The 24,513-nt window shown below is 72.6% G+C and carries 19 protein-coding genes; 4 read left to right on the top strand and 15 right to left on the bottom strand.

Annotated features, from left to right (window positions below; all coding sequences use genetic code 11):
• Positions 1 to 43: 43 nt before the first annotated feature.
• From ABZS77_RS16695 to pcaF, 11 genes are all read right to left on the bottom strand, one after another.
• On the bottom strand, positions 44 to 595 hold the full coding sequence (locus ABZS77_RS16695) for a pyridoxamine 5'-phosphate oxidase family protein (RefSeq protein ID WP_354823383.1): 552 nt from the start codon (positions 593 to 595) through the stop codon (positions 44 to 46).
• Positions 596 to 637: 42 nt separating this feature from the next.
• Positions 638 to 1,354, bottom strand: coding sequence for a gamma-glutamyl-gamma-aminobutyrate hydrolase family protein (locus ABZS77_RS16690; RefSeq protein ID WP_354823381.1), 717 nt, complete (start codon positions 1,352 to 1,354; stop codon positions 638 to 640).
• A complete protein-coding gene (locus ABZS77_RS16685) occupies positions 1,351 to 2,118 on the bottom strand; it encodes a 3-oxoacyl-ACP reductase (protein ID WP_354823379.1) in 768 nt (255 codons plus the stop codon). Before ABZS77_RS16685 ends, ABZS77_RS16690 begins: the two co-directional genes overlap by 4 nt.
• A gap of 5 nt (positions 2,119 to 2,123) precedes the next feature.
• Positions 2,124 to 3,479: an aldehyde dehydrogenase family protein gene (locus ABZS77_RS16680; RefSeq protein ID WP_354823377.1), complete on the bottom strand. Its 1,356-nt coding sequence runs from the start codon at positions 3,477 to 3,479 to the stop codon at positions 2,124 to 2,126.
• A 98-nt stretch (positions 3,480 to 3,577) separates the two neighbouring features.
• Positions 3,578 to 4,942 carry a glutamine synthetase family protein gene (locus tag ABZS77_RS16675; RefSeq protein ID WP_354823375.1) on the bottom strand — a complete coding sequence of 455 codons (1,365 nt, stop codon included), beginning with the start codon at positions 4,940 to 4,942 and terminating at the stop codon, positions 3,578 to 3,580.
• Between the two features lie 125 nt (positions 4,943 to 5,067).
• Positions 5,068 to 5,481 (bottom strand): hypothetical protein, encoded by a 414-nt coding sequence (locus ABZS77_RS16670; RefSeq protein ID WP_354823373.1) that lies wholly within the window; start codon positions 5,479 to 5,481, stop codon positions 5,068 to 5,070.
• Positions 5,482 to 5,515: 34 nt separating this feature from the next.
• Positions 5,516 to 7,069 (bottom strand): amino acid permease, encoded by a 1,554-nt coding sequence (locus ABZS77_RS16665; RefSeq protein ID WP_354823371.1) that lies wholly within the window; start codon positions 7,067 to 7,069, stop codon positions 5,516 to 5,518.
• Between the two features lie 352 nt (positions 7,070 to 7,421).
• Entirely contained in the window at positions 7,422 to 7,922 is a 501-nt protein-coding gene (locus tag ABZS77_RS16660; RefSeq protein WP_354823369.1) for a DUF456 domain-containing protein, read from the bottom strand.
• Positions 7,923 to 8,018: 96 nt separating this feature from the next.
• Complete coding sequence (locus tag ABZS77_RS16655) at positions 8,019 to 10,175, bottom strand: EAL domain-containing protein (protein ID WP_354823367.1); 2,157 nt, start codon at positions 10,173 to 10,175, stop codon at positions 8,019 to 8,021.
• 4 nt (positions 10,176 to 10,179) lie between these two features.
• The gene (locus ABZS77_RS16650; RefSeq protein ID WP_354823365.1) at positions 10,180 to 10,992 is read right to left on the bottom strand and encodes an SAM-dependent methyltransferase; all 813 of its coding nucleotides are present in this window, start codon (positions 10,990 to 10,992) and stop codon (positions 10,180 to 10,182) included.
• Positions 10,993 to 11,144: 152 nt separating this feature from the next.
• On the bottom strand, positions 11,145 to 12,350 hold the full coding sequence (gene pcaF / locus ABZS77_RS16645) for a 3-oxoadipyl-CoA thiolase (RefSeq protein ID WP_354823363.1): 1,206 nt from the start codon (positions 12,348 to 12,350) through the stop codon (positions 11,145 to 11,147).
• A gap of 106 nt (positions 12,351 to 12,456) precedes the next feature.
• On the opposite strand from pcaF, the gene ABZS77_RS16640 reads away from it, so the two are divergent.
• The 4 genes from ABZS77_RS16640 to ABZS77_RS16625 all read left to right on the top strand — a co-directional run bounded on the left by ABZS77_RS16640 (position 12,457) and on the right by ABZS77_RS16625 (position 16,690).
• A complete protein-coding gene (locus ABZS77_RS16640; RefSeq protein ID WP_354823361.1) occupies positions 12,457 to 13,422 on the top strand; it encodes a glutathione S-transferase C-terminal domain-containing protein in 966 nt (321 codons plus the stop codon).
• Positions 13,415 to 14,095: a DUF998 domain-containing protein gene (locus tag ABZS77_RS16635; protein ID WP_354823359.1), complete on the top strand. Its 681-nt coding sequence runs from the start codon at positions 13,415 to 13,417 to the stop codon at positions 14,093 to 14,095. The genes ABZS77_RS16640 and ABZS77_RS16635 overlap by 8 nt, the downstream gene beginning before the upstream one ends.
• A gap of 166 nt (positions 14,096 to 14,261) precedes the next feature.
• On the top strand, positions 14,262 to 15,554 hold the full coding sequence (locus ABZS77_RS16630) for a dicarboxylate/amino acid:cation symporter (RefSeq protein WP_354823613.1): 1,293 nt from the start codon (positions 14,262 to 14,264) through the stop codon (positions 15,552 to 15,554).
• 68 nt (positions 15,555 to 15,622) lie between these two features.
• Positions 15,623 to 16,690, top strand: coding sequence for an NADH:flavin oxidoreductase/NADH oxidase (locus tag ABZS77_RS16625; RefSeq protein WP_354823357.1), 1,068 nt, complete (start codon positions 15,623 to 15,625; stop codon positions 16,688 to 16,690).
• A 45-nt stretch (positions 16,691 to 16,735) separates the two neighbouring features.
• Here the strand turns inward: ABZS77_RS16625 and ABZS77_RS16620 are convergent, their stop codons facing one another.
• From ABZS77_RS16620 to ABZS77_RS16605, 4 genes are all read right to left on the bottom strand, one after another.
• The gene (locus ABZS77_RS16620; RefSeq protein WP_354823355.1) at positions 16,736 to 20,251 is read right to left on the bottom strand and encodes an ABC transporter ATP-binding protein/permease; all 3,516 of its coding nucleotides are present in this window, start codon (positions 20,249 to 20,251) and stop codon (positions 16,736 to 16,738) included.
• Positions 20,252 to 20,347: 96 nt separating this feature from the next.
• Positions 20,348 to 20,941 (bottom strand): TetR/AcrR family transcriptional regulator, encoded by a 594-nt coding sequence (locus ABZS77_RS16615; RefSeq protein ID WP_354823353.1) that lies wholly within the window; start codon positions 20,939 to 20,941, stop codon positions 20,348 to 20,350.
• 10 nt (positions 20,942 to 20,951) lie between these two features.
• Positions 20,952 to 23,186: a YhgE/Pip domain-containing protein gene (locus ABZS77_RS16610; RefSeq protein WP_354823351.1), complete on the bottom strand. Its 2,235-nt coding sequence runs from the start codon at positions 23,184 to 23,186 to the stop codon at positions 20,952 to 20,954.
• The gene (locus ABZS77_RS16605; protein WP_354823349.1) at positions 23,183 to 23,998 is read right to left on the bottom strand and encodes an ATP-binding cassette domain-containing protein; all 816 of its coding nucleotides are present in this window, start codon (positions 23,996 to 23,998) and stop codon (positions 23,183 to 23,185) included. The genes ABZS77_RS16610 and ABZS77_RS16605 overlap by 4 nt, the downstream gene beginning before the upstream one ends.
• Positions 23,999 to 24,513 lie beyond the last annotated feature (515 nt).

The raw sequence follows: 24,513 nt of genomic DNA, 5'->3' as shown, positions 1-24,513 counted from the left end.
CGCGGCACCCGCCGCAACGGCGGCACCGGAACGCCCGAGCAGGTCAGAAAACGGGCAGCCCATCGATGCTCGCCGCGTTCTTGGTGGCCCGGTAGGTCACCAGATCGTCGGCGCTGCGACGGGAGTGTGAGGTGAGCAACAGGTCTCGTTCGGCGCGGAAGTCCATCAGGGGAACGGCGTAGCCGCAGGAGTCGCTGACCCGTTCGACCTCGACACTGATCACGGCCCGCACCCCGTGCACATCCGGGGGTGCGGGGAACTCGGCGATCCGGTCGGCGAAGGCGTCGTCGGTGACCGCGACGCTGCTGCCCCGCCCGTGCAGCCGGACGATCTTCGGTGGCCCGTCGAAGGCGCAGAACATCAGCGTGATCCGGCCGTTGTCCCGCAGGTGGGCGATGGTCTCGGCGCCGCTGCCGTGATAGTCGAGGTACGCCACCCGGTGCGGGCCGAGGATCACGAAGGTGCCCCGCATGCCCTTGGGTGAGACGTTGACGTGCCCCTCGGCACCTGACGGCGCGGTGGCCACGAAGAAGACCGGCTGGGCCGTGATGAAGTCACGCAGCCGACCGTCGATCTCCGGATACACCTTGCCCATACGCCGATCCTCCCACCGGCCACCCCACCCGGCGGGGGCGACCTACGTCACACCCGACCGGGACCGTCCGGCCGCCCGGACCAGCGCGCCGATCGGACGCGGATCCGGATCGTTCTCCGGATGCCACTGCACGCCCAGCACGAACGGCAGGCCCGGATCCTCCACCGCCTCGATCACGCCGTCCGCCGCCCACCCGCTGACGGTCAACCGACCGGGGTCGGCGACCGCCTGGTGGTGGTACGAGTTGACCCGCCGAACCCCCGCCAACACCGTCGCGGCGAGGCTGCCCTCCGCGAACCGCACCGGGTGGGAGCCGTAGACCCCGGGCGCCGGGCGATGCTCCTCGTGCCCCACCACGTCCGGCAGGTGCTGGTGCAGGCTGCCGCCGTAGGCGACGGCGAGCAGCTGCATTCCCCGGCACACACCGAGCACCGGCAACCCGGCATCGAGCGCGGCCGCCAGGAGGGTCAACTCGCCGGCGTCCCGCTCCGGCCGGTCCTCGGTACGCGGGTGCGGCGGCTGCCCGTACCGCCCCGGACCGACGTCGGCGCCCCCGGCCAGCAGCAGCCCGTCGAGGACGGCGAGCACGTCCGCGTCCTCGTCGTCCGGGGGCAGGACCACCGCCCGGCCGCCGGCGGCCGTCACCGCCCGCGCGTACGCCTCGGGCACCAGGACGGCCGGCACGCCCCGCCAGACCGCCCAGTCGACGGGTTCGACGTACGCGCTGATGCCGATCAGCGGCCGGGTCCGCGCGGTCACAGCGGTGTGACGTACGCGCCGGTGATGCCGCCGTCGACCACGAACTGCGCGGCTGTCATGAACGAGGCGTCGTCGCTCGCCAGGAACGCGACCGCGGCGGCGATTTCCTCCGGCTCCCCGAACCGTCCCATCGGCACGTGCACCAGGCGGCGGGCGGCCCGTTCCGGGTCGGCGGCGAACAGCTCCAGCAGCAGCGGGGTGGCCACCGGGCCGGGGCAGAGCGCGTTGACCCGGATGCCCTCGCGGGCGAACTGCACGCCCAGCTCCCGGGTCATCGCCAGCACCCCGCCCTTGCTCGCGGTGTACGCGATCTGCGACGTCGCCGCGCCCATCAGCGCCACGAACGAGGCCGTGTTGATGATCGACCCCTTGCCCTGGCGGCGCATGTGCGGAATCGCGTACTTGCAGCACAGGTAGACGCTCGTCGTGTTGACCCGCAGCACCCGCTCCCAGGCGTCCAGGCCGGTGTCCAGGATGGAGTCGTCGTCCGGCGGGGAGATACCGGCGTTGTTGAACGCGATGTCGACCCGCCCGTGCCGCTCGGCCACCCCGTCGAACAGGTCACGTACCGCCGCCTCGTCGGCCACGTCGGCGCGGACGAACTCGCCGCCGCACTCCCGCGCGGCCTTCTCGCCGGCCTCCGTGTCGATGTCCACGCAGACCACCCGCGCCCCCTCGGCGGTGAACCGCCGCACGGTGGCCAACCCGATCCCGCTGCCCGCTCCGGTGACCACGGCCACCCGGTCCTGCAACCGACCCTGCACTGGCGTCACTCCTCCGTCGCGATGAACACGTTCTTGACGTCGGTGAAGGAGTGCAGGGCGTCCGGGCCCAGCTCACGGCCGAGCCCGGAGCGCTTCATCCCACCGAACGGGGTCCAGTAGCGCACCGAGGAGTGCGAGTTGACGCTGAGGTTGCCCGCCTCGACTGCGCGGGCCAACCGCAGGGCGCGGCCCACGTCCCGGGTCCAGATCGAGCCGGAGAGGCCGTACTCGGTGTCGTTGGCGAGCCGGACCGCGTCGGCCTCGTCGTCGAACGGGAGCACCGACACCACCGGGCCGAAGATCTCCTCCCGCCAGTGCCGGTCGGCCGGCGAGTCCGTCAGCAGCACAGTGGGCGCGTGCCAGAAGCCGGGGCCGTCGGGGCAGGAGCCGGTGAACGCCACGGTCGCCCCGCTCACATAGCCGGCGACCCGGTCCCGCTGGGCCGCCGAGATCAGCGGACCCATCTCGGCCGTGTCCCGAGACGGGTCCTCGACGCGCACCGCGCGTACCGCCGGTTCGAGCAGTTCCAGGAACCTGTCGTACACCTGGCGTTGGACCAGGATCCGCGACCGCGCGCAGCAGTCCTGGCCGGCGTTGTCGAAGACCGCGCCGGGCGCGGTCGCGGCGGCGCGTTCCAGGTCGGCGTCGGCGAACACGATGTTGGCGCTCTTGCCGCCCAACTCCAGGGTGAGCCGCTTCACCTGCGCGGCGCAGCCGGCCATGATGCGCGTGCCGACCTCGGTGGAGCCGGTGAAGCAGATCTTGCGGACCGCCGGGTGGGTGACGAACCGCTCCCCCACCACCGCGCCCTCCCCGGGGAGCACGGTGAACACGTCGTCGGGCAGGCCGGCCTCGCGGGCCAGTTCGGCGAGCCGCAGCGCGGTGAGCGGGGTCAGCTCGGCGGGTTTGAGCACCACGGTGTTGCCGGCCGCGAGGGCGGGGGCGAACCCCCACGCGGCGATCGGCATCGGGAAGTTCCACGGCACGATCACCCCGACCACGCCGAGGGGCTCGTGGAAGGTGACGTCAAGCCCGCCGGGCACCGGGATCTGCCGGCCGGTCAACCGCTCGGGCGCCCCGGCGTAGTAGTCCAGCACGTCGCGGACGTTGCCGGCCTCCCACCGGGCGTTGCCGATGGTGTGCCCGGAGTTGCGGACCTCCAGGGCGGCCAGTTCGTCCAGGTGCGCGTCGACGACGGCGGCGAACCGCCGCAGCAACCGCCCCCGATCCCCGGGCCCCACCCGACGCCAGGACTCGAAGGCGACGGCGGCCCGCGAGACAGCCGAGTCCACCTCCCCCACCGAGGTCGCGGCGACCTCCCGAAACCCCACCCCAGAAGCCGGATCAACAACCCTGGTCACGCCCTACCCCCGCCCTCCCCGCGCGATCTTGCACTTTCTGCCCCGACGACTCACCACGTGCCCGCGACACAATCCGCAAGATCGCGCGGGGACACGGGTTAGAGGCGTTCGAAGCCACGGGTCAGCTCCCAGTCCGTCACCGCCGCGTCGAAGGCCTTCAGCTCGACCCGTGCCTGGTTGGCGTAGTGGGCCACCACCTCTTCGCCGAAGGCCTCCCGGGCCACCGTCGAGGACTCCCAGAGGGTCAGGGCGTCGCGCAGGGTGCTGGGCACCCGCTCGGCCTGCGGGTCGTCGTACGCGTTGCCGGTGCACTCCTCGCCCAGCTCCACCTCCCGCTCGATGCCGTGCAGCGCGCCGGCGACCAGCCCGGCGATCGCCAGGTACGGGTTGACGTCCGCGCCGGGCACCCGGTTCTCCACCCGCATGCCCTGCCCGTGCCCGACCACCCGCAGCGCGCAGGTGCGGTTGTCCACCCCCCAGCGCAGGGCCGTCGGGGCGAACGACCCCGGCTGGTAGCGCTTGTACGAGTTGATGTTCGGGGCGAAGAGCAGGCTGAACTCCCGCATGGTGGCGAGCAGCCCGGCGAGCACCCGCTGCCCGGTCTGCGACAGGTGCGCCGGCCCGTCACCGAGCATCGCCGACGAGCCGGACCGGTCCCGCAGCGAGAAGTGGATGTGGCAGGAGTTGCCCTCCCGCTCGTTGGGCTTGGCCATGAAGGTGATCGCCATGCCCTCCTGGGCGGCGATCTCCTTGGCCCCGTTCTTGTAGATGACGTGGTGGTCGGCGCAGGCGACCGCCTCGTCGTACCGGAAGGCGATCTCGTGCTGACCGAGGTTGCACTCGCCCTTGGCGCTCTCCGGGGTGAGGCCGGCGGCGGCCATCTCGGTGCGGATCCGGCGCAGCAGCGGCTCGACCCGGGCGGTGCCGAGCAGCGAGTAGTCCACGTTGTACTGGTTCGCCGGGGTGAGGTCGCGGTAGCCACGCCGCCAGGCGTCCTCGTACGAGTCGCGGAACAGCACGAACTCCAGCTCGGTGCCGGCGTACGCGGTGAGCCCGTGCTCGGCCAGCCGGTCCAGTTGCCGGCGCAGGATCTGCCGGGGTGAGGCGACCACGTCACCGGAGCCGTCCAGCCAGGTCAGGTCGGCCAGCAGCAGCGCGGAGCCGGGCTGCCAGGGCACCCGGCGCAGGGTGGCGAAGTCGGGCACCATGGCGAAGTCGCCGTAGCCGCGTTCCCAGCTCGACATGGCGTACCCGTCGACGGTGTTCATGTCGACGTCGACGGCGAGCAGGTAGTTGCAGCCCTCGCTGCCGTTGGCCACCACCTGGTCGAGGAAGTAGGGCGCGTGGAACCGTTTGCCCTGCAACCGGCCCTGCATGTCGACCAGGGCCAGCACCACGGTGTCGATCTCACCCTCGGCGACGGCGACCCGCAGTTGTTCAAGCGTGAGCGGAGCTTTCCTCATTCGCGGGCCTCCATCACCAAGGTCTACTGGCAAACCGGATCACCGTCAATGCCCCGACCCGCCGGGGCGCGAAACCGGGGATCGCGTCCGCGCCGGTGTCCGCTGCTCGGACACCGGCGCCGCATTCATCTCACGGTCCCCATCGACACCACGACGTCCTCGTTGCCGGTGTGCGACCAGAACACCGGCTCGTCCGAGTAACTCAATGCCGCCTCGGCCCAGAGGGGGTGGGACGAGACCACGAACCAGTCATGGCTGCGGGACAGCAGGTAGACGTCCCAACCGGGGTCGACCACCAGGTCGTGCAGGTCCGTCAGACGGCGCGTCTGCTCCGGATCCGCCCTGCGCAGCGACAGGCCGCGCAGCACGAAGGGCACGCACAGGTACTTCACGTCCTGGAACAGCACCTCGAGCCGGTACTGGTGACTGGAGTTGGCATCTGCCTGAAGCCACAGCTGTGTGTGCGTCCGGCTCACGTGGGTGATCTGGAACAGCCGGTCCGGCGCCTCAAGCTCGGCGGTGGTCTCGTTGCGGATCATGCGCTCACATTCCCATGGACCCGGCCGCCGCCCATCAGTCGCGGCGTTCGTCGACGGTGCGGACCGGGCCGGTGAACCACTTGCGGGCCGAGGCGTACCACCAGACGGCGACCACCAGTAGCACCCCGCCCACGGCCAGCGGCGCGTAGTTCACCGCCGACCAGGTGAAGTCGTCGTTGCCGGGCACCCCGGCGGGCACGATCGGCAGCACGAAGTAGACCGCGATGATCGCGATCTCGATGACCGCGATCCAGCCGAGCAGTTTGTACTTCCGCCCGAGCGTCCACGGGCCGGGGGTGAACCTGTCGCCCATCCGCAGCCGCAGCGCGATCGGGATGAGGAACGACAGGTAGAGCCCGAGCACCGCGACGGACACCACCGCGTAGAAGGCGATCGGGATGCCGGCGGAGCTCTCGTACAGCGCCGGCAGGGTGAGCACCAGACCGGCCACGGTGGCGCCGATGATCGCCTTGACCGGGGTGCCGTTGCGGTCGACCGAGGACCACAACCGCCAGCCGGGGACCGCCCGGTCGCGGCTGAATGCGTACGCCATCCGGCTCATCGAGGTCACGCAGCTCATCCCGCAGAAGAACTGCCCGATTGTGGAGATGATGATGACGATCTTGAAGAAGACCGGGGTCAGGGCGGATTCGAAGATGGCGCCGGAGAAGCCCCCTGCGGCGTTGACGGCCTCGACGTCGGTGGCCGCGAACAGGAACGCCAGCAGCAGGATCCAGCCGCCGACCGCCGAATAGAAGATCGACTGCCAGAGTCCACGAGCGGCGGCCTGCGAGGCGCCCCGGGTCTCCTCGGAGACGTGCGCGCACGCGTCGAAGCCGGTGATCGTGTACTGGGTGAGCAGGAAGCCCAGCGGCAGCACGTAGAACCAGAACGTCAGCCCGCCGACGTCCCCGTCACCGAAGCCGGAGTTGTTGAACCGCTCGGTGAACACGAACTGGAAGCTCTGGTGGTTGTCGGGAACGAGGACCAGGATGGCCACCACGACTGCCGCGCCGGCGACGTGCCACCAGACCGAGACGTTCTGGAGTACGTCGATGATCCGGTGCCCGAAGATGTTGATCAGGCCGTGCAGCACCAGGATGACCACGAAGAGGAGGAACGCCTGCCGCAGCGTCCCCGCCCAGCCGTCGAAGAGCGCCGACAGGGTGAGGTTGAGGAACGTCGCGCAGCCGTAGTCGACCGACGCGGTGACCGCGACCAGGCCGATCAGGTTCAGCCAGCCCGTGAACCAGCCGTGCACCGGGCGACCCATGGTCGCCGCCCACCAGTAGATGCCGCCGGCGGTCGGGTACGCGGACACCAACTCGGCCATGCAGAAGCCGATGATCAGGATGAACAGTGAGATCAGCGGCCATCCCCAGGAGATGGCGACCGGTCCGCCGTTGTTCCACGCCTGCCCGAAGGTGGTGAAACAGCCGGCCAGGATCGAAATGATCGAGAACGAGATGGCGAAGTTGGAGAAGCCGCTCCACTTGCGGCGCAACTCCTGTTTGTAGCCGAGTTCGGCGAGCCGTCGGGCATCGTCGTCCATTGGTTGCTCGGCGGTCGGCACGGGCGTCGTGGCCACTGCACACCTCCCTGAGGTGATTCCGCGTACGAGTGCGCAAAGTGTCGTCCCGCCGATCAAGGGCGGTCAATACGGTGCGAGTGGGAATCTCACCGCCGTCGGGCTAATTGCGTTGCCGCCCGGCCACTGCGACCCGCATCCTTGACCTCGTGACCAGGCCCGATCGCGACGGGCCACCGCCGGGCGCTCGGACCGCCCGGACCGCGGCGGCGCGGGGCACACCTCTCTCTCACGCACCGGTACGGTGCCCCGCGCCCCCATCTCCTCCACGGTGATCAAGAGGTTCGCGTCAGATCTGGCGCGCTGCCTGACGCAAACCTCTTGATCACCGTGGCAAGGGTCGACCCCTGGGTCAGGTCAGGAGGAGGCCGGCCAGCCACAGGGCGGCGACGAGCAGGCACGCGGTGAACTCGACGAGCATGGACAGGCCGGCGGCCTTCAGGGCCTGCACGGTGGACGGCCAGGCCAGCTGGTTGCTGCCCAACCGGAGGCGTTCGGCCGCCCACACCCCCGCCACGAAGCCGAGCACCAACCCGACCACCGGCACCACGAAGAAGCCGATGATCCCGAGCACCCCGCCGGCGAGCAGCGTGGACGTGGGCACGCCAGTGCGCTTCAGGTTCCGGCCGGGCCAGGCGTACTTGATCACCGTGCCGCCGGCGGCGACAAGCGTCGCGGCGGCGAAAACCGCCCAGCCACCCAGCCCGGCGCCGCCGAAGATCGCCCAGACGAGCACGCCGCCCCAGCACAGCGGCACCGCCGGCAGGCCGGGCACCACCACACCGGCCAACCCGGCCAGGATGGCCAGCCCGGCCACCACGGTCACCGCCGTCTGCGAGTCCGTCAGGTCCACGCCGCCACCCTCCGTCGCCACCCTCCGGACCGGGTCGGTCCCCCGCTCCGCTCCGTGCCGCCGCTACGCGTCACGCTGCCGCGCCTGCCAGCTCGCTCACGCCGCCGTCCCGTCGCGCAGCCGGGCGGTGATCACCTCGGCCGGGGCGGGGGCGCCGAAGTACCGCCCCTGCCCGGTGTCGCAGCGTAGGGCGCGCAGCCGCTCGGCCTGCACCCCGGTCTCCACCGCCTCGGCGGTCACCCACAGCTCCAACGCGTGCGCCAGCCGGACCAACGCGTCGACGATCCGCTCGTCGCGGTGGTCCGCCGCGACGTCCGTACCGTCGGCGCGGATGCCCTCGACGAACGGGCCGGCCAGCTTCAGGCAGTGGATCGGCAGGCGGCGCAGGTACGCCAGATTGGAGTAGCCGGTGCCGAAGTCGTCCACGGCCAGCCGGACGCCCAACGCGGCGAGCCGGTGCAGGCTGCGCAGCGGCTCACCGGCGCTGCCCATCACGGCGCTCTCGGTCAGCTCCAGTTGCAGCAGCTCCGCCGGCAGCCCGCTGGTGTCCAGCGCGTCCGCGACGGTGTCCACGATCGCGGGGTCGTCGGCCTGCCGGGCGGCGAGGTTGACGCTGACCACCAGCCGCGCGCCGGGGAACTCCCGCCACCACCGCTCGGCGTCCCGGCACGCGGTGCGCAGCACCCATTCGCCGAGTCCGACGATCAGACCGGTCTCCTCGGCGAGGCCGATGAACCGGTCCGGACCGATCAGGCCCAGCTCGGGGTGCTGCCAGCGGACCAACGCCTCCACGGCGAGCATCCGGCCCTCCAGCAGCGACACGATCGGCTGGTAGTGCAACACGAACTCGCCCCGCTCCAGGGCTGCCGGCAGCCCGGCGACGAGCGCCGCGCGGGCCAGGTCCCGGGCGCTGCGCTCCGGGTCGTAGACCGCGTACCGGCCCCGGCCCGCCGCCTTGGCCCAGTAGAGCGTCGTGTCGGCGGCCTTCATCAGCTCCGAGGCGGTGGTCTCCTCCGCCGGGCACTCCACGACTCCGACACTCGCCGACACCGCCAACTGCTTGTCGCCGACGTGCACCGGGGCCGCGACGGCGGCCAGCGCCGTCTGCGCCACCGCCACCGCGTCCTGGCCGCCGTCGACCAGGATCACGAACTCGTCGCCGCCCATCCGGGCCACCAGGTGACCGTGCTCGGCCACGCACTCGGCCAGCCGACGGCCGATCACCACCAGCAGCCGGTCGCCGAGGTCGTGGCCGAGACTGTCGTTGATCGCCTTGAAGCCGTCCAGGTCGAGGAAGCACACGCCGACGCGGCGTTCCGGCGCGGCGACGTCGAAGACCCGGCCCAGCGTCTCGAAGAACAGCGTCCGGTTGGGCAGCCCGGTCAGCGGGTCGTGCAGGGCCTGGAAGCGCAGCCGTTGCTGGAGTTCGTACCGCTCGGTGATGTCCTCGATCATCGCGACGGTGAACCGGGGCCGGCCGTCGTCGTACCTGATCAGCGACACGGCCAGGTCCGTCCAGACGACGCTGCCGTCCTTGCGGTAGTAGCGCTTCTCCAGCCGGGCCGAGTCCTGCTTGCCCTCGATCATCTCCTGGTACAGGTCCCACATGCCGGCGGCGTCGTCGGGGTGGAACAACTCCGCCACGTTGGTCCGGCGCAGCTCCTCGATCGAGTAGCCGAGCATGTCGGCGAACGCCTGGTTGACGTCGATGATCTGCCCGTTCACCCCGGCGATGCCGATCCCGATCGCCGCGCCTGTGAAGACCGCCCGGAACCGCGCCTCGCTGTCGCGCAGCGCCTGCTCGACCTCGTCGCGGGCCTGCCAGGCCGACCGGGCGATCCGTTCCTGCTGGTCGAAGGTGCGGTCGCGCAGCGCGCGGGCGTACCCGGCCGCCAGCCCGCCCTGCACGGCAGCGATCCGCTCGCTCAGGTCCGCCGGCCAGCCCTCGGCGGCCAGCACCCGCCGGGGGAAGTCCGCACCGAGCGAACGCAGCGCCCATTCCAGTGCCCTCGGCTCGGTGAGATGTGCCTCCACCAGGGCACGGCCGACCTCCTCCGCGGGACGGGCCGTGAACGGCTCCGCGCGCACCGCCCGCGCCAACCGGACGGTGTACGCCAGCAGCAGCCGCTCGGTCTCGGCCGCGCTGAGCGGCACGAAACCGAGCCGGCGTACCGCGCGGGCCCAGTCGGCGGCGTAGCCCTGGGCACCGCCGGAGCCGACGTCGGCCCCGATGGGCTCCGGGACGGCGGCCACGGGATCAGCTGGCGGAGTGGTCGTACCGGGCGACGCCTCCGAAGGCGCCGAACCGCTCCGGGTGCTCGTCCACGTCGGACGGCGAGTCGGGACGCCAGAGCGGCATGTGCACGACACCCGGTTCGAGGACGGTCCAGTCGCCGAAGAAACCGGTGATCTGGGCGCGGGAGCGCAGGGTGATCTCCGTGTCGGTACGCGCGGAGAGGCGCTGGGCGTCGAGCATCTCCTGGGGCTGGTCCTCGAAGGTGGAATGCGAGATGACCAGGAAGCTGCCCGGCGCGGCGGCGGCCCGCAGGGTGGACAGGATCTCCTCGGGACGGTCGGAGTCCGGGACGAAGTGCACCACCCCGGCCAGCAGGATGCCCATCGGCCGGCTGAAGTCGATCAGGTTGAGCTGGTGGGTCTCGGTGAGGATCCGCTCCGGCTCCCGCAGGTCGGCGTGGATCACACCGGTCAGGTCGTTGCCGGCGAGCAGTTCACGGCTGTGCGCGACGGCCACCGGGTCGATGTCGACGTAGACCACCCGGGCCTTGGGGTTCGCCGCCTGGGCCACCTCGTGCACGTTGCCCACGGTGGGAATTCCGGAGCCGATGTCGAGGAACTGGTCGATGCCGGCGTCGAGCAGCGCGCGGACGGCACGGCGCAGGAACTCCCGACCGGACCGCATGGTGGCGGCGAGGTTCGGGGTCATGCTCGCGATCTGCTCGGCCAACTGCCTGTCGATCTCGAAGTTGTGCGCCCCGCCCAGGAAATAGTCGTACACCCGGGCCGCGCTCGGCCTGGTCAGATCGATCTCGGTCGGCAGTCCGTCCGGCATCAGCGTGCTCCCCAGTTCGTCGCTGCGCCGCAGGGCGGCACCGGCGTCGACGGGCGTGCGCGACCACCGGCGGACCCGCGGGTCGTGTGGTGTGGACCACTCTAGGCCGCCGACTCCAGCGTTCGGGAGATCCCTTCACGCTGTTTCCGCGCTCAGTCGGCGGACTCCAGCAACAGCGAGATGCCCTGACCGACGCCGATGCACATGGTGGCCAGGGCGCGACGGCCTCCGCGCCGGCGCAACTCCAGGGCGGCGGTCAGCGCCAGCCGCGCGCCGCTGGCGCCGAGCGGGTGCCCCAACGCGATGGCACCACCGTTCGGGTTCACGTGCTCGGCGTCGACGGGCAGCCCCAGCTCGCGCAGCACCGCCACGGACTGCGCGGCGAACGCCTCGTTCAGCTCCACCACGTCGACCGCGCCCAGCTCGACGCCGACCCGGTCGAGGAGCTTGCGGGTGGCCGGCACCGGCCCGATCCCCATGATCCGGGGCGGCACGCCGGCCGCCGCCGCTCCGCCGATGCGGGCCAGCGGGGTGAGGCCGTACCGGGCCACCGCCGCCTCGCTGGCCACCAGGAGCGCGACCGCGCCGTCGTTGACACCCGACGAGTTGCCGGCGGTCACCGTGCCGCCGTCGCGGAACGGGGTGGGCAGCGCGGCGAGCTTCTCCAGCGACGTCTCCCGGGGGTGCTCGTCCACCTCGACCAGGCGGGTCTCCCGGCGGCCGGCCGGCACGGACACCGGCACGATCTCCTCGGCGAACCGGCCGTCGGCCTGCGCCCCGGCCGCGCGCTGCTGCGAGCGGTACGCGAACGCGTCCTGCTCGGCGCGGCTCACGCCGTACTCGGCTGCCACGTTCTCCGCCGTCTCCGGCATCGAGTCGACCCCCCAGCCGTCGCGCATGAGCGGGTTGACCAGCCGCCAGCCGAGCGTGGTGTCGTACACCTCGGCCGAGCGGGAGTACGCCGATGTCGCCTTGGGCATGACGAACGGCGCCCGGCTCATGCTCTCCACGCCGCCCGCGACCACCAGCTCGGCGTCCCCGGCGACGATCGACCGGGCGGCGGTGGCCAGCGCGTCCAGGCCGGAGCCGCAGAGCCGATTGACCGTGCTGCCCGGCACCTGCTCGGGCAGGCCGGCGAGCAGCGCCGCCATCCGGGCCACGTTGCGGTTGTCCTCGCCGGCCTGGTTGGCGCAGCCGAGCACCACGTCGTCCACCCGCGCCCAGTCCACCGACGGGTGGCGGGCGACCAGCTCGCGGATCACGTGCGCGGCCAGGTCGTCGGGGCGGACTCCGGCCAGCGCGCCGGCGTACCTGCCGATCGGGGTACGGACACCGGCCACCAGGTATGCCACGGTCATCGCGAGTCCTTCGGGGTGCAGACGGCGGGGGTGGGGCACACCCACCGGGTCGCGGCGGGCTGCCGGCCGCCAGGATATCCGCGCTCGCAGCGGATAGGTTGACGGCATGGCCCGGGCCCAGTTCAGCGCAGAGACAAGCGGCGGCGGCGCGTTCGTCCGCCAGCCCAACCGGTTCACCGGCCGGGTCACCGCCGACTCGGCCTCCCCACCCGGCGGCGGCCCGGACGAGCAGGACCGCTGGCCGCTGGAGGCGGGCCGTTACCGGCTGATCTGGTGCCGCGCCTGCCCGTGGGCGCACCGGGCGAGGATCGTGCGTGACCTGCTCGGGTTGGACGACGCGATCTCGCTGGGCACCGTCGACCCGATCCGTGACGAGCGGGGCTGGGCGTTCGCCCTCGACCCGGACGGCTTCGACCCGGTCCTCGGCGTCGGGTTCCTCTCCGAGGCGTACCTGGCCACCGACCCGGACTACACAGGCCGGGTGACCGTGCCGGCGCTTGTCGACACCCTGACCGGCCGGGTCGTCACCAACGACTACCCCCAGCTCACCCTCGACTTCTCCACCGAGTGGCGGCGGCTGCACGCTCCCGACGCACCGGACCTGTACCCGGTCGAGCTGCGCCCGGAGATGGACGCGCTGATGGCCGACATCCACGCCGACGTCAACAACGGCGTCTACCGGTGCGGGTTCGCCACCTCCCAGGAGGCGTACGACGAGGCGTTCCTAGCGCTCTTCGCCCGGCTCGACATGCTCTCGGAGCGGCTGGCCGGGCAGCGCTACCTGATGGGCGACGCGATCACCGAGGCCGACGTGCGGCTGTTCACCACCCTGGTCCGCTTCGACGCCGCGTACCACGGGCACTTCAAGTGCAACCGGCAGAAGCTGACCGAGATGCCGGTGCTCTGGGCGTACGCCCGGGACCTGTTCCAGACGCCCGGCTTCGGCGGGACTGTCGACTTCGACCACATCAAGCGGCACTACTACGGGACCCACCGGGAGATCAACCCGACCGGGATCGTGCCGCTGGGGCCCGACGAGTCCGGCTGGACGACTCCGCACGGGCGTGGCTGAGCGGGGGCGGGCCGGCACCACGAGCGCGCCGGTCATCGGCGGGGACGTCGCCCGCCGGGTCGCCGCTTCGGTCGCCGCCGGCTGCACGTTGGCCGGGGCGGTCGCGGTGATCGTCGCGGTGCTCGCCGGTCCCGGTCCGGGTCTGACCGGGTACGTCAGTGAGGCGGGTATCGCCGGCAGCGGCCACGCCGCGACGTACCGGATCGGTGTGCTGGCCCTGGCCGGTGCGTTGCTGCTGATCGCGGCGGCTCTGCCGCCGGGGATACGGGTGGCGTCGGCGCTGCTCGCCGTCGGCGCCGTCTGCACGGCCGTGTCCGGGGCGGTGACCTGCTCGGCGGGCTGCCCGCTCCCCCCGTTCGAGGAGACCACGGTGGCCGACCTGGTGCACGGCGGGGCGAGCATCGCGGCGACCGCGGCTGTCGTCCTGTCGATGGTCGCGCTGGCCGTCTCGGGTGCGGCCGGTCGGACGGTGCGCCGCCTGGGCGCCTGGGCCGCCGTGCTGGCCCTGCCGCTCTGCGCCGCGGTGGGGCTCGGCATGCTCGTCGTGGGTCGGGGCGCCCTGGTGGGTGTGCTGGAGCGGCTGGTCCTCGCGCTCGCGGTGCTGTGGGGCGTGGCGACCGCGACCGCACTGGCCCTCTGTAAGGACCGTCACGCGGATCACCCCTTGCGTTGACCGGCGACGGGGGTATCGTCGGTCAACGATGACCAATGTCTGGGGCCTCACCGTGCGCCTGTATGTCGATCTCCGACTGCAGGCCAGCGGCATCTGTCCGGCGTAGCGCACTCCACTCGCCCACCCCGCTCGGCCCAGACAATTGGAAACCCCCATGCCCTTCGGCCTGCGCAAGATTCCCTTCTCCGTGCAGATCCTGCTCGGTCTCGTCCTCGGTGTCGCCCTCGGCTTCGTTGCCCGCAGCAACGACCTGAGCTGGCTGACCAGCACCCTGCACACCGTCGGCAGCCTCTTCATCCAACTCCTCAAGCTGGCCGTGCCGCCGCTGGTCTTCACCGCCATCGTGGTCAGCGTCGTCAGCCTGCGCGGTGTCGCCAACGCCGCCCGCCTCGCGCTGAAGACCCTCATGTGGTTCGGCATCACCGCGCTGATCGCGGTGAGCATCGGCATCGGCCTCGGCCTGCTCACCAACCCCGGCAAGGGCGTGACCCTCGACGTGGGTGGCGCGGCGCCGCCGAAGAACACCGGCTCGTGGACCGACTTCCTCACCGGCATCGTGCCCACCAACCCGGTCGGCGCGTTCGTCGAGGGCAACGTCCTGCAGATCGTCTTCCTCGCCCTGGTCGTCGGTGCCGCCGCCCTGCTCGTCGGCGAACCCGCCGAGCCGTTCGTGGCGCTGAACCGCTCACTGCTGGAGATCGTCCAGAAGGCGCTCTGGTGGGTCATCCGCCTCGCCCCGATCGGCACCCTCGGCCTGATCGGCAACGCCGTCGCCTCGTACGGCTGGGACCTGCTGGCCCCCCTGGCGAAGTTCACCACGGCCGTCTACGTCGGCTGCGCCATCGTGCTGTTCGTGGTCTACCCGCTGGTGCTCATCCTCGCCGGCCGGCTCAACCCGTTGCGCTTCTTCGCCGGCGCCTGGCCCGCCATCGAACTGGCCTTCGTGTCCCGCTCCTCGGTGGGCACCATGCCGGTGACCCAGCGTTCCGTCGAGCGCCTCGGCGTGCCCCGCGAGTACGCCTCGTTCGCGGTGCCCTTCGGCGCCACCACGAAGATGGACGGCTGCGCCGCCATCTACCCGGCGCTCGCCGCGATCTTCGTGGCCCAGGTGTTCGGCGTCCAGCTCGGCGTCACCGACTACCTGCTGATCGCGTTCGTCTCGGTGGTCGGCTCGGCCGCCACCGCCGGCCTGACCGGCGCGATCGTGATGCTCACCCTCACCCTGAGCACGCTGGGTCTGCCGCTCGCCGGCGCCGGACTGCTGCTCGCCATCGACCCGATCCTCGACATGATCCGCACCGCCACCAACGTGGCCGGGCAGGCTCTGGTGCCGACCGTGGTCGCCGCCCGCGAGGGCACCCTCGACCGCGCCGCGTACGAGTCCGCAGGCAAGCGCGACCTGACCGAGCCGGAGCCGGCCACCGAGCCCCGGCCCGAGCTGAGCCCCGTCCCCGCCTGATCGGTTCCCACCACGACGATGGGCCCCTCACCCGAGGGGCCCGTCGTCGCGTCGGAGAGGATGACGACATGAGTTCCCTGTTCACACCGCTGGCCCTGCGCGCGGTCACCCTGCCCAATCGGATCGCCATGGCGCCGATGTGCCAGTACTCGGCCGGCCCGGACGGTTTGCCCACCGACTGGCACCTGATCCACCTCGGCACGCGCGCCGTCGGTGGGGCCGGCCTGGTGCTGACCGAGGCCACCGCCGTCGTCCCCGAGGGGCGGATCAGCCCGCAGGACACCGGGCTGTGGTCCGGCGCGCACGTGGACGCGTGGCGACCGGTGACCGCGTTCGTCGCCGCACACGGCGCGGTGCCGGCCGTGCAGCTCGCGCACGCCGGGTTCAAGGCCTCCACGTACCGGCCGTGGGCACCGGAGCGCGGCGGCGTACCCGACGACGAGGGCGGCTGGACCCCGGTCTCCCCCGGTTCGGAACCGTTCACCGCCGGCTACCGGACACCGACCGCGCTCGACGCGGCGGGTGTCGCGGGCGTGGTCGACGCGTTCGCCGCCGCCGCCGAACGGGCGCTGGCCGCCGGGTTCGCCGCCGTGGAGATCCACGCGGCGCACGGCTACCTGCTCAACGAGTTCCTCTCCCCGCTGACCAACCACCGCACCGACGGCTACGGCGGCGACCGGGCCGGCCGGATGCGACTCACCCTGGAGGTCGCCCGCGCGGTACGCGCCGCCGTCGGCGAGAACGTCCCGGTGCTCACCCGCATCTCCGCCACCGACTGGGTCGAGGGCGGCTGGACGATCGAGGACAGCGTGGTGCTCGCTGGCGAACTGGCAGGTGTCGGCGTGGACCTGGTCGACGCGTCCTCCGGCGGTGTGAGCACGGAGCAGCGCATCCCGCTCGGCCCCGGCTACCAGGTGCCGCTGGCCGCCCGGATCCGCCGCGAGGCCGGCGTGCCGAGCGGCGCGGTGGGCCTGATCGTGGAGCCGGAGCACGCCGAGCAGATCATCGCCAGCGGCGACGCCGACCTGGTGCTGCTCGGGCGTGAGTTGCTGCGCGACCCGTACTGGCCGCGCCGCGCCGCCGCGAAGCTCGGCGTCACGTACACCGGTCCGGCGCAGTACGCCCGCGCCGCCTGATCCCCGCCGGTCGGGCGGCTGCCGTGTCCGGCAGCCGCCCGACCGTCAGCCGGCCAGGTGCGACCAGTCGCCCTCCAGGTCACGCCAGGCACCCTGAGCCGCGACGACTCCGCCCAGCAGCACCACCACGTGGTCGGCGCGGACCAACGCGGCCCGCTTCGCGGTCGACCCGACCACGGTCACCCCGTGCGCCCGCAACGCCTGCCACAACGCCAGCTCGGTGGTGACGTCGAGCGCCGAGGACACGTCGTCGGCGACCAGCAGTTCGGTACGCGGTGCCAACGCCCGCGCCAGCGCCAACCGCTGCAACTGCCCGCCGGAGAGCCGCGTGCCCTTGTGCCCGATGAGCAGACCCAGCCCGCCACCGGCGGCGGCCAGGTCGTGGTCGAGCTGGGCGGTGCTCACCGCTCCGGCCGCGTCCACCTGGTGCCCGAGGGCGATGTTGTCGGCGACCGTGCCGGAGAGCACCCGGGGCAGCTGGGCGACGTAGCCGACCTGGTTGGGGCGCAGGAACAGCTCCGGCTCGGTGACCGGGTCGCCGTTCCAGGACAGCTCACCGGTGTGGTGCACGATGCCGGCGAGCGCCCGCAGCAGCGACGACTTGCCCGACCCCACCGGCCCGACGACCAGCACCAACTGGCCCCGTTCGACGGTCAGGTCCACGTCCCGGACGGCGACCGTGCCGTCGGAGTGCACCACGCCGAAGCCGCGCAGCTCCAGGCGACGCAGCGGGTGGCGGGGCGGTGGCGTCGGCGCGGGTGCCGTACCGCCGGCCAGGTCGACCGCCGGCACCGCCGCGGAGTACGCGCCCACTCCGGTCATCGCCACCGTACGGCGGGTCCAGACCCGCGCGGACGGCAGCTGGGAGATCAACGACGCTGTCGTCCAGGCGAACCAGCGGGCCGCTCCCAGGGTGGAGACGGCCACCAGCACCGCACCGGCGGAGAGGTCACCGGCCAGGTAGAGCGCCCACGCGCCGATCGGCAACAACCCGCTCGCCATCGACGGGGTGGAACGCGACCACACCTGCACCGAGATCTCCCGCCGCTGCCGGTCGCTGCGCACCGCGTCCAGGTCCGCCAGGTGGCGCAGCACCGCCCCCGTCGCACCGGCGAGCTTCACCGTCCGCGCCGCGGAGAGCGCCGACACCAGCGCGGTGGCGAACGCGGCCCGCGCCGTCACCGTCGCCCGGGCGGCACGCTCCAACGTCGGCCCGAAGAGGGTCGCGGCCAGCCCGGAGACGATGATCGTGCCGAGGAAGAACAGCCCCGGTACGACGCTGCCGGTGACCGCCGTCATGGCGACCAGGAACACCAGCGCGACGACCTGGTCCAGTACGTTGTCGGCGAGCTGGACGACCCGCTCCGTGTCCCCGCCCTGTGCCACCACCTCGGCCGGGGTGTGGGAGCTGACCCGCCGCGGCCCGGTCTGGCCGTGCACCAGTCGCAGGCCGATCCGCAGCATCTGCCGCACCCACCAGTGCGGGAACCAGACGTGGGTGTAGAACGGCAGCGGAAGGGCGACCAGCAGTCCGACCACGATCCCCATCGCCGGCAGGTACGGACTGCCGGTCCCGTCCACCACGTCGGCCCAGAACCAGGGCAGCACCGGACCGTCCAGCCCGAGCAGGCTGAGCCCGAGGAACAGCCCGATCGCGGACATCCCGTACCGGGGATCGTTGAGGCAGAGCCGGAAGATCTCCCGCATCGTCCGGGCCCGCGGCACGGGCGGCAGCGGCGGCGGGTCGGCGCGGGTCGGCCCGACCGGTTCGGGCGCCTCCGCCGGCGTGGTCGCCGGCTCGCCCGGCCAGGAGTCGACCGGTTCGGGGCCGACCAGCAGGTCGGTCCCGGCGCCGGCGCGACCGGCCGGCGCCGACGCGGCGTACGCGGCGGCGTGACTGGTCGCCAGCAGTTCGGCGAAACGCGTCGACGTCTCCAACGGGCCGGCCTCGACCACCGCGCCGTCGGCCAGCACCACCACCTCGTCGCAGCGGCGCACCGAGGAGAGCCGGTGCGCGATGACGATCCCGATCCGGTCGCGCAGCAGTCGTTCGGTGGCGCGCTGCACCCGCGCCTCGGTCACGGGATCCAGACGCGCGGTGGCCTCGTCGAGGATCACCACGTGCGGGTCCCGCACCAGGATCCGGGCGAACGCCACCAACTGCTCCTGCCCGGCGGAGAGCACGTGACCGCCCTCCCCCAACCGGGTCGCCAGGCCCTGCGGCAGCTCGGCGATCCAGCCGGCCAGGCCCAACTCGTCGAGTGCGCGGGCGGCGGCGGCGAGCAGGTCCGGGTCGAAGAGCGCCACGTTCTCGGCGAGCGTGCCGGCCAGGATCTCGGTGCGCTGCGGCACCAGCGCCACCCAACGGCGCAACTGCTCGACGTCGAGATCACACAGGTCGGTACCGCCGAGGAAGACCGTTCCCGGCGGCACGTCGACCGCCCGGGTGAGCACCTTCGCGAGGGTCGACTTGCCCGAACCGGTCCGCCCGATCAGCGCGTACGAGCGGCCCCGCGCGAAGGTCAGGCTGAGCCCGCGCAGGGCGGCACCCCGTCCACTCTCCGGGCCGCTCACCTCGTACTCGAAGGTCAGGTCACGGATGCGCAGGTCACCTGAGGTGGGGCTGGCTCCGCCGACGGGTTCCTGCCGGGCCCGCTGGAGCAACCGCACCCGGGCCCACGCTCCGAGGGCCTCCTGGATCTCCGGCACCATCCGGCTGACGTGCTCCGCGGTGGCCCCGAAGGCCAGGGCGAGCAGCCAGATGCCGGTGAGCCGGGCGGCGTCGATCCGGCCGGTGGCCAGCGCCCACGCCCCACCGAGCACCACCGCACCGATGCCGCCCCGGATCGTCGCGGTGGCGATAGTGGCCACCCGGGCCGACATCACCCAGACCCGGTTCCCCCGGGACAGCACAGCAGCGGCGCGGCGGGCGTACAGCCGCAGGACGTACGGCCGGGCCAGACTGGTCCGTACGTCGTCCTGGCCGTGCACCGCCTCCTCCATCACCGCGGCCAGGTCCGACCACGCCTCCTCCTCGGCCATCCGGGCCGGGCCGATCCGTGCGGTGGGCCGCCGCAGTCCGACCGCGAGCACCACCGTGAGCAGCAGCATCGCGATCCCGGCCGGCCACCACACGGCCAACGCGACCACCATCGACAGCAGCCCGACGCAGAGCCCCTGCGCGAGCCGGGTGCCCTGGTTACGGATCGCCGCCGCCACCTGGTAGACGTCACCGTCGATGCGGTCGAGCATCTCGCCAACCGGGGTGGTCTCCAACGCGGGCAGGTCCTGCCCGAGGGCCACCCGGCAGAGCCGACGACGCACGTCGGCCGACCAGTCGGCGGTCAGACCGGCCATCAGCAGGCTCACCACGAGGTCGCTGAGCACCACGGCGACCAGCGCCGCGGCCAGCACGGCGAAGAAGCCGGCCGAGCGGTGCACCAGCACCGCGCCGGCCAGTGCCGAGGCGCCCGCCTGACCGGCGGCACCGAGCACGATGAGGACGACCACGACCGTCATCCGGCGCGGCGAGGTGCCCCACATATCTCGGAGCAGGCGCATGGAGAGTCCCTCCGGACGTGGGTGGCTGAGCACCCAGCCTGCCGGCAGCGACCCTGTCCGCTCAACCGAATTACCCGCTCTGAGCAGGACTTCCGATCACGTCTGGGCGACCCGGCGGACGATGCCGAGCAGCGCCTCCTGCACGTCGGAGATGGGCCTGTCGGGTTGGAACACCAGCCAGTCCACGGCCACCACCAGGCCCACGCCGAACAGCGCCGAGGAGGCGGTCGGCACGTCCAGGTCGGCTGGCAGGTCGCCGCTGTCCACCCCGGCCCGCACCGTCTCGGCGATGACCTCGATCGCCTCGCCGCGCAGCAGCCGCAACGTCTGCTGCCACTCCCGGTTCGTCCGCCACATCTCCGACAGCAGCAACTGGGCGAACGCCCGGTACCGGCGGATGTACTCCAACTCGGCGCGGACGAGGGCCGCCAGCGCGGCGCGCGGCGGCAGCCCGGCGACCGCCGCCCGGAACTCGGCGGTGAGCAGACCGATGCCGTGCCGCAGCAACTCCTCGAAGAGCACCGTCTTCGACTCGAAGTTGTAGTAGACCGTCCCCTTCGCGACTCCGGCCCGCGCCGCGATGTCGTCCACGGTGGTCGCGGAGAAACCCTGCTCGGCGATGAGTTCGACAGCGGCGACGAAGAGGCGCTGACGGGTGTCCTCGCGCCGCCTCGACCGTCCGTCCGTCACCGGCACATCCTCACATGGCCAACTCGGGGTGCAGCTTCGACGGGGTGAGCCGGCGCGAGCGGCGGGCCGCGAAGGTGGTCAGGACCAGCGCCGCCGCCCCGAAACCGACAAGCACCAGCACCGCCCGCAGCACCGGATCGGTCGGGCCTCCGTTGAGGGTGTGCCGCAGCCCGTCCACCACGTAGCTCATCGGCAGCCACGGGTGGATCGCCTGGAAGAAGCCGGGCGAGGTCTGCACCGGGTAGGTCCCTCCGGAGGAGGTGAGCTGGAGCATCAGCAACGCCAACGCGGCGAGCCGCCCGGCCGGGCCGAGCTGGGCACCGAGCCACTGCATGATCGCGGTGAACGCGAGCGAAACGAGTGCGAGCAGCCCCAGCGTCGCGGCGGGCCGGACCGGGTCCAGCCCGAGCAGCAGCGTCACCACCGCGAACAGCACCCCGGCCTGGGCCAGCCCGACCGCCGCGGCGGGCAGCCAGCCCGCCAGCGCCACCCGCCAGGCGGGCGCTCCGGACATGACGTGCCGCCGGTTGACCGGCCGCAGCAGCATGTACGTGATCATCGCGCCGACCCAGAGTGCCAGCCCGAGGAAGTACGGGGCGAAGCCCACACCGTACGAGGCTGCCGGGTTGCGGGCCGAACGGTCCAGGGACACCGGATCACCGAGTACGTCGGCGCGGGCGTCCGTGTCGTCGTACCCCGGGATCTTCTTCTCTCCGGCGGTCAGGCCGGCGGCGAGGTCGCCGGCCCCGCCGTCCAGGCGGGTCAGCCCGGAGGCCAGCTCCCCGGCGCCGGTCTCCAGCCGGACCAGACCGTCGGCGAGCTGGTCGCTGCCGCTGGTGAGCTGGTTGAGCCCGCCGTCCAACTCCCGCGCACCGGTGGCGAGTCGGAACAGTCCGCCGCGCAGCCGTTCGGCACCGGTCGCCGCGTCACCCAGGCCGTCGCGCAGTTCGGCGCTGCCGTTGGCGAGGGCGCCCAGGCCGGCGGCGAGCTCGTCGACCTTGCCACGCGCGGCGGCGACGTCGTCGGCCAGGTGCGGTGCGGCGTCGGCGATCTGCCGGGCGGTGGCCGCCACCGCGGTCATGCGGTTCCGCAGCGCCGTCAGGTCGGCCCGGTCGAGACCGGAGACGACCGCCCGGGCCGCCTCGACGGTGGCCGTCGCGGCCGTGCGGGCGGCAGCCACGTTCGGATCGTCGGCCAGCTCGGGGTGCGCGGCGACCAGGGCGTCGAGGCGCTCGCGTACCGTCTCGGCCTGGCTCAGGGCCCTCTGCGCCCGCTGCGGCAGAGCGTCCAGTCCGTCGGCGAGCGCCTGCGCACCGTCGGCGATGGCCGTCGCCGACCGCTCGATCCGCTCGGCGTTGTCCCGCAGCACCGGCTCGACTTTCGCTGCCGCACCGTCCACCGTGCTGGCCACCGCCCGGGTCGCGGTGGCCGCACGGGCGGTGCCGTCGGCGAGCTGCGCCGCACCGGTCCGTAGCTGGGCAAGTCCGGCGGTCAACCCGTCGGCGCCCCGCGCGCTCTGGTCCAGGCCGGCGGAGAGGCTTCCGGCGCCGTCGGCGGATCGACCCAACCCGTCGGCGACCTGCCCGGCCCCCGAGACCGACCGGTCCAACCCGTCGGCGATCCGACCCGCGCCGGCCCGGGAACTGCCAAGCCCGTCGGCGAGCTGACCCGCACCGTCGGCGGCTCGGCCCGTCTCGGCCTTGGCGTCGGTGAAGCCGACAAGCATCCGGGCGAAGTAGCCCGACGCGGCGCTCTCCGCGGCGGCGGCCCGGATCTCGCTGAACGCCGACCGGGCGAGCAACCCGGACAGGTAGTTCGTGGCGTCGTCGTTCACCACCTTCAGCTCGCCCCGGCGCGCCGGCTGGTCGGGCTGCGGGCTCGCCGCGAGCGTGGCGGAGAAGTCCTCCGGGATGGAGAACACCAGGTGGTAGCGGCCGGTGCGCAGGCCCGCCGCGGCGTCCTTCGCGTCGGTGACCCGCCAGCCGAACACCCGCCGGTCGATCAGCTCGTCGGCCAGGTCCTGCCCGGCGTGCACCACGGAACCGTCGCCGGCCTTCGCCGGCCGGTCGGCGTTGACGAGCGCGACCGGGATCCGGTCCATCTTCCCGTACGGATCCCAGAAGGCGTACAGGTAGAGCGCCCCGTAGAGCAACGGGATGACGGTCAACACGGCGAGCGCGGCGCGGGGCAACCGCCCCCGGGTCATCCGGCGCAGTTCGAACCAGGCGAGTCGGACAACGCTCATCGGGTCACCTCGGCGTGCTGGATGGGAACGGTGGCGGTGCGACCCGCCGCAGCGGGTGCGATGTCCTCGACGGCGGGCCGCTTGGCAGTCGCCTCCTCGACGGCGGGCTGCTCCTCCTCGGCGGCGGGTTGCTCGGCGGCGTCGGTGGGGGGCTCGCCCAGTCGGTGGATGAGCGCCGTCGAGGGTGGCTCCACCTCGCGGGCGGTGACCACCACGGCGACGCCCCGGCTGGCGAGCCCACCGAGGATCGTCCAGAGCAGGGCGCGTTCCGCGGAGTCCGTGCCCGCGTCGATGTCGTCGGCGAGGATGAGCCCCGGCCCGCTCAGGGCGGCCAGCGTGAGGCCGAGCACCTGGCGCTGCACCGGGGTCAGGTCCCGCCCTCGGCGGGCCGGATCGAGGAGTGCCTCCGCGCCCAGCCCGGCGCTCTCGATCGCGGCGGTCGCCGCGTCCCGTCGACCCGTCCGTCGGCGCCACGGCGGTCCGCCGGGCCGGGCGCCGGGCGCGGACGCCGCGAGACCGACCCGTCGGCCGAGCAGGAGCAGTCGCTCGGTGATGTGCTCGGCGACCGTCAACTCCGGGTCGGGTTCGTGCACACCGGCCACCAGGCCCAACGCCGCCGGCGCGTGGTGCCGTAGCTCCCCTTCGCTCGTCGGAAAGCGATCCGCCAGGGCTAGCAGCAGGGAGGTGCGTCCACTCCCGGGCGGGCCGACGATCGCGTGTACCTCGCCGGCCCGCACGGCGAGGTCGACACCCCGGAAGACCCACCCCCGACGGGTACGCAGACCGAGCCCACGGGCTTCGACGACCACCATCACTCGACCCCGATCGTTGTACTGACTGGTCAGTCTAAAAACATCCTCAGCATAGGTCGCGTCCCTCGCAGACGGGACATCCGGGCCGAGTGATTCAGATCTACCCGCACGGACCAGCCGCCCCGGCCCGGCCCTGAGCTGCGGTGTGGCGGCAGCGCGTCGTCCCGACAGCCCCAGATCGCCGATTGGCGTTGGATCAACCCTGGCCGCCGAGCATCGGCCCCGACCGGTCGGACGGGATGGGAGCTTTGTCCGCTTTTAGCGTGACCGGTCACACCGATGCGGCGGAATCATGGCTGGCCGGGGGTCGTTACACATCCTGACGATCGCAGGACCACGGCCGCTCGGCCCACCCCGCACGGGGTGGAATGCTCGGCCCGGCCCGGTCGTTACACACAGACCCCCGGCACCGCCTCAATACGGGTGCCGCCGGCCCGGAATCATCCCGGCCCCCGGGTCGTTACACACGGACCCGGCGCCGTGAGCCCCCCGGCTCGCAGGCCGCCGACCCCCTG

The organism is Micromonospora sp. NPDC005298 (genome assembly GCF_040607375.1).
GTDB lineage: Bacteria > Actinomycetota > Actinomycetes > Mycobacteriales > Micromonosporaceae > Micromonospora.
This window is presented reverse-complemented; position numbering and strand designations above follow the sequence as displayed.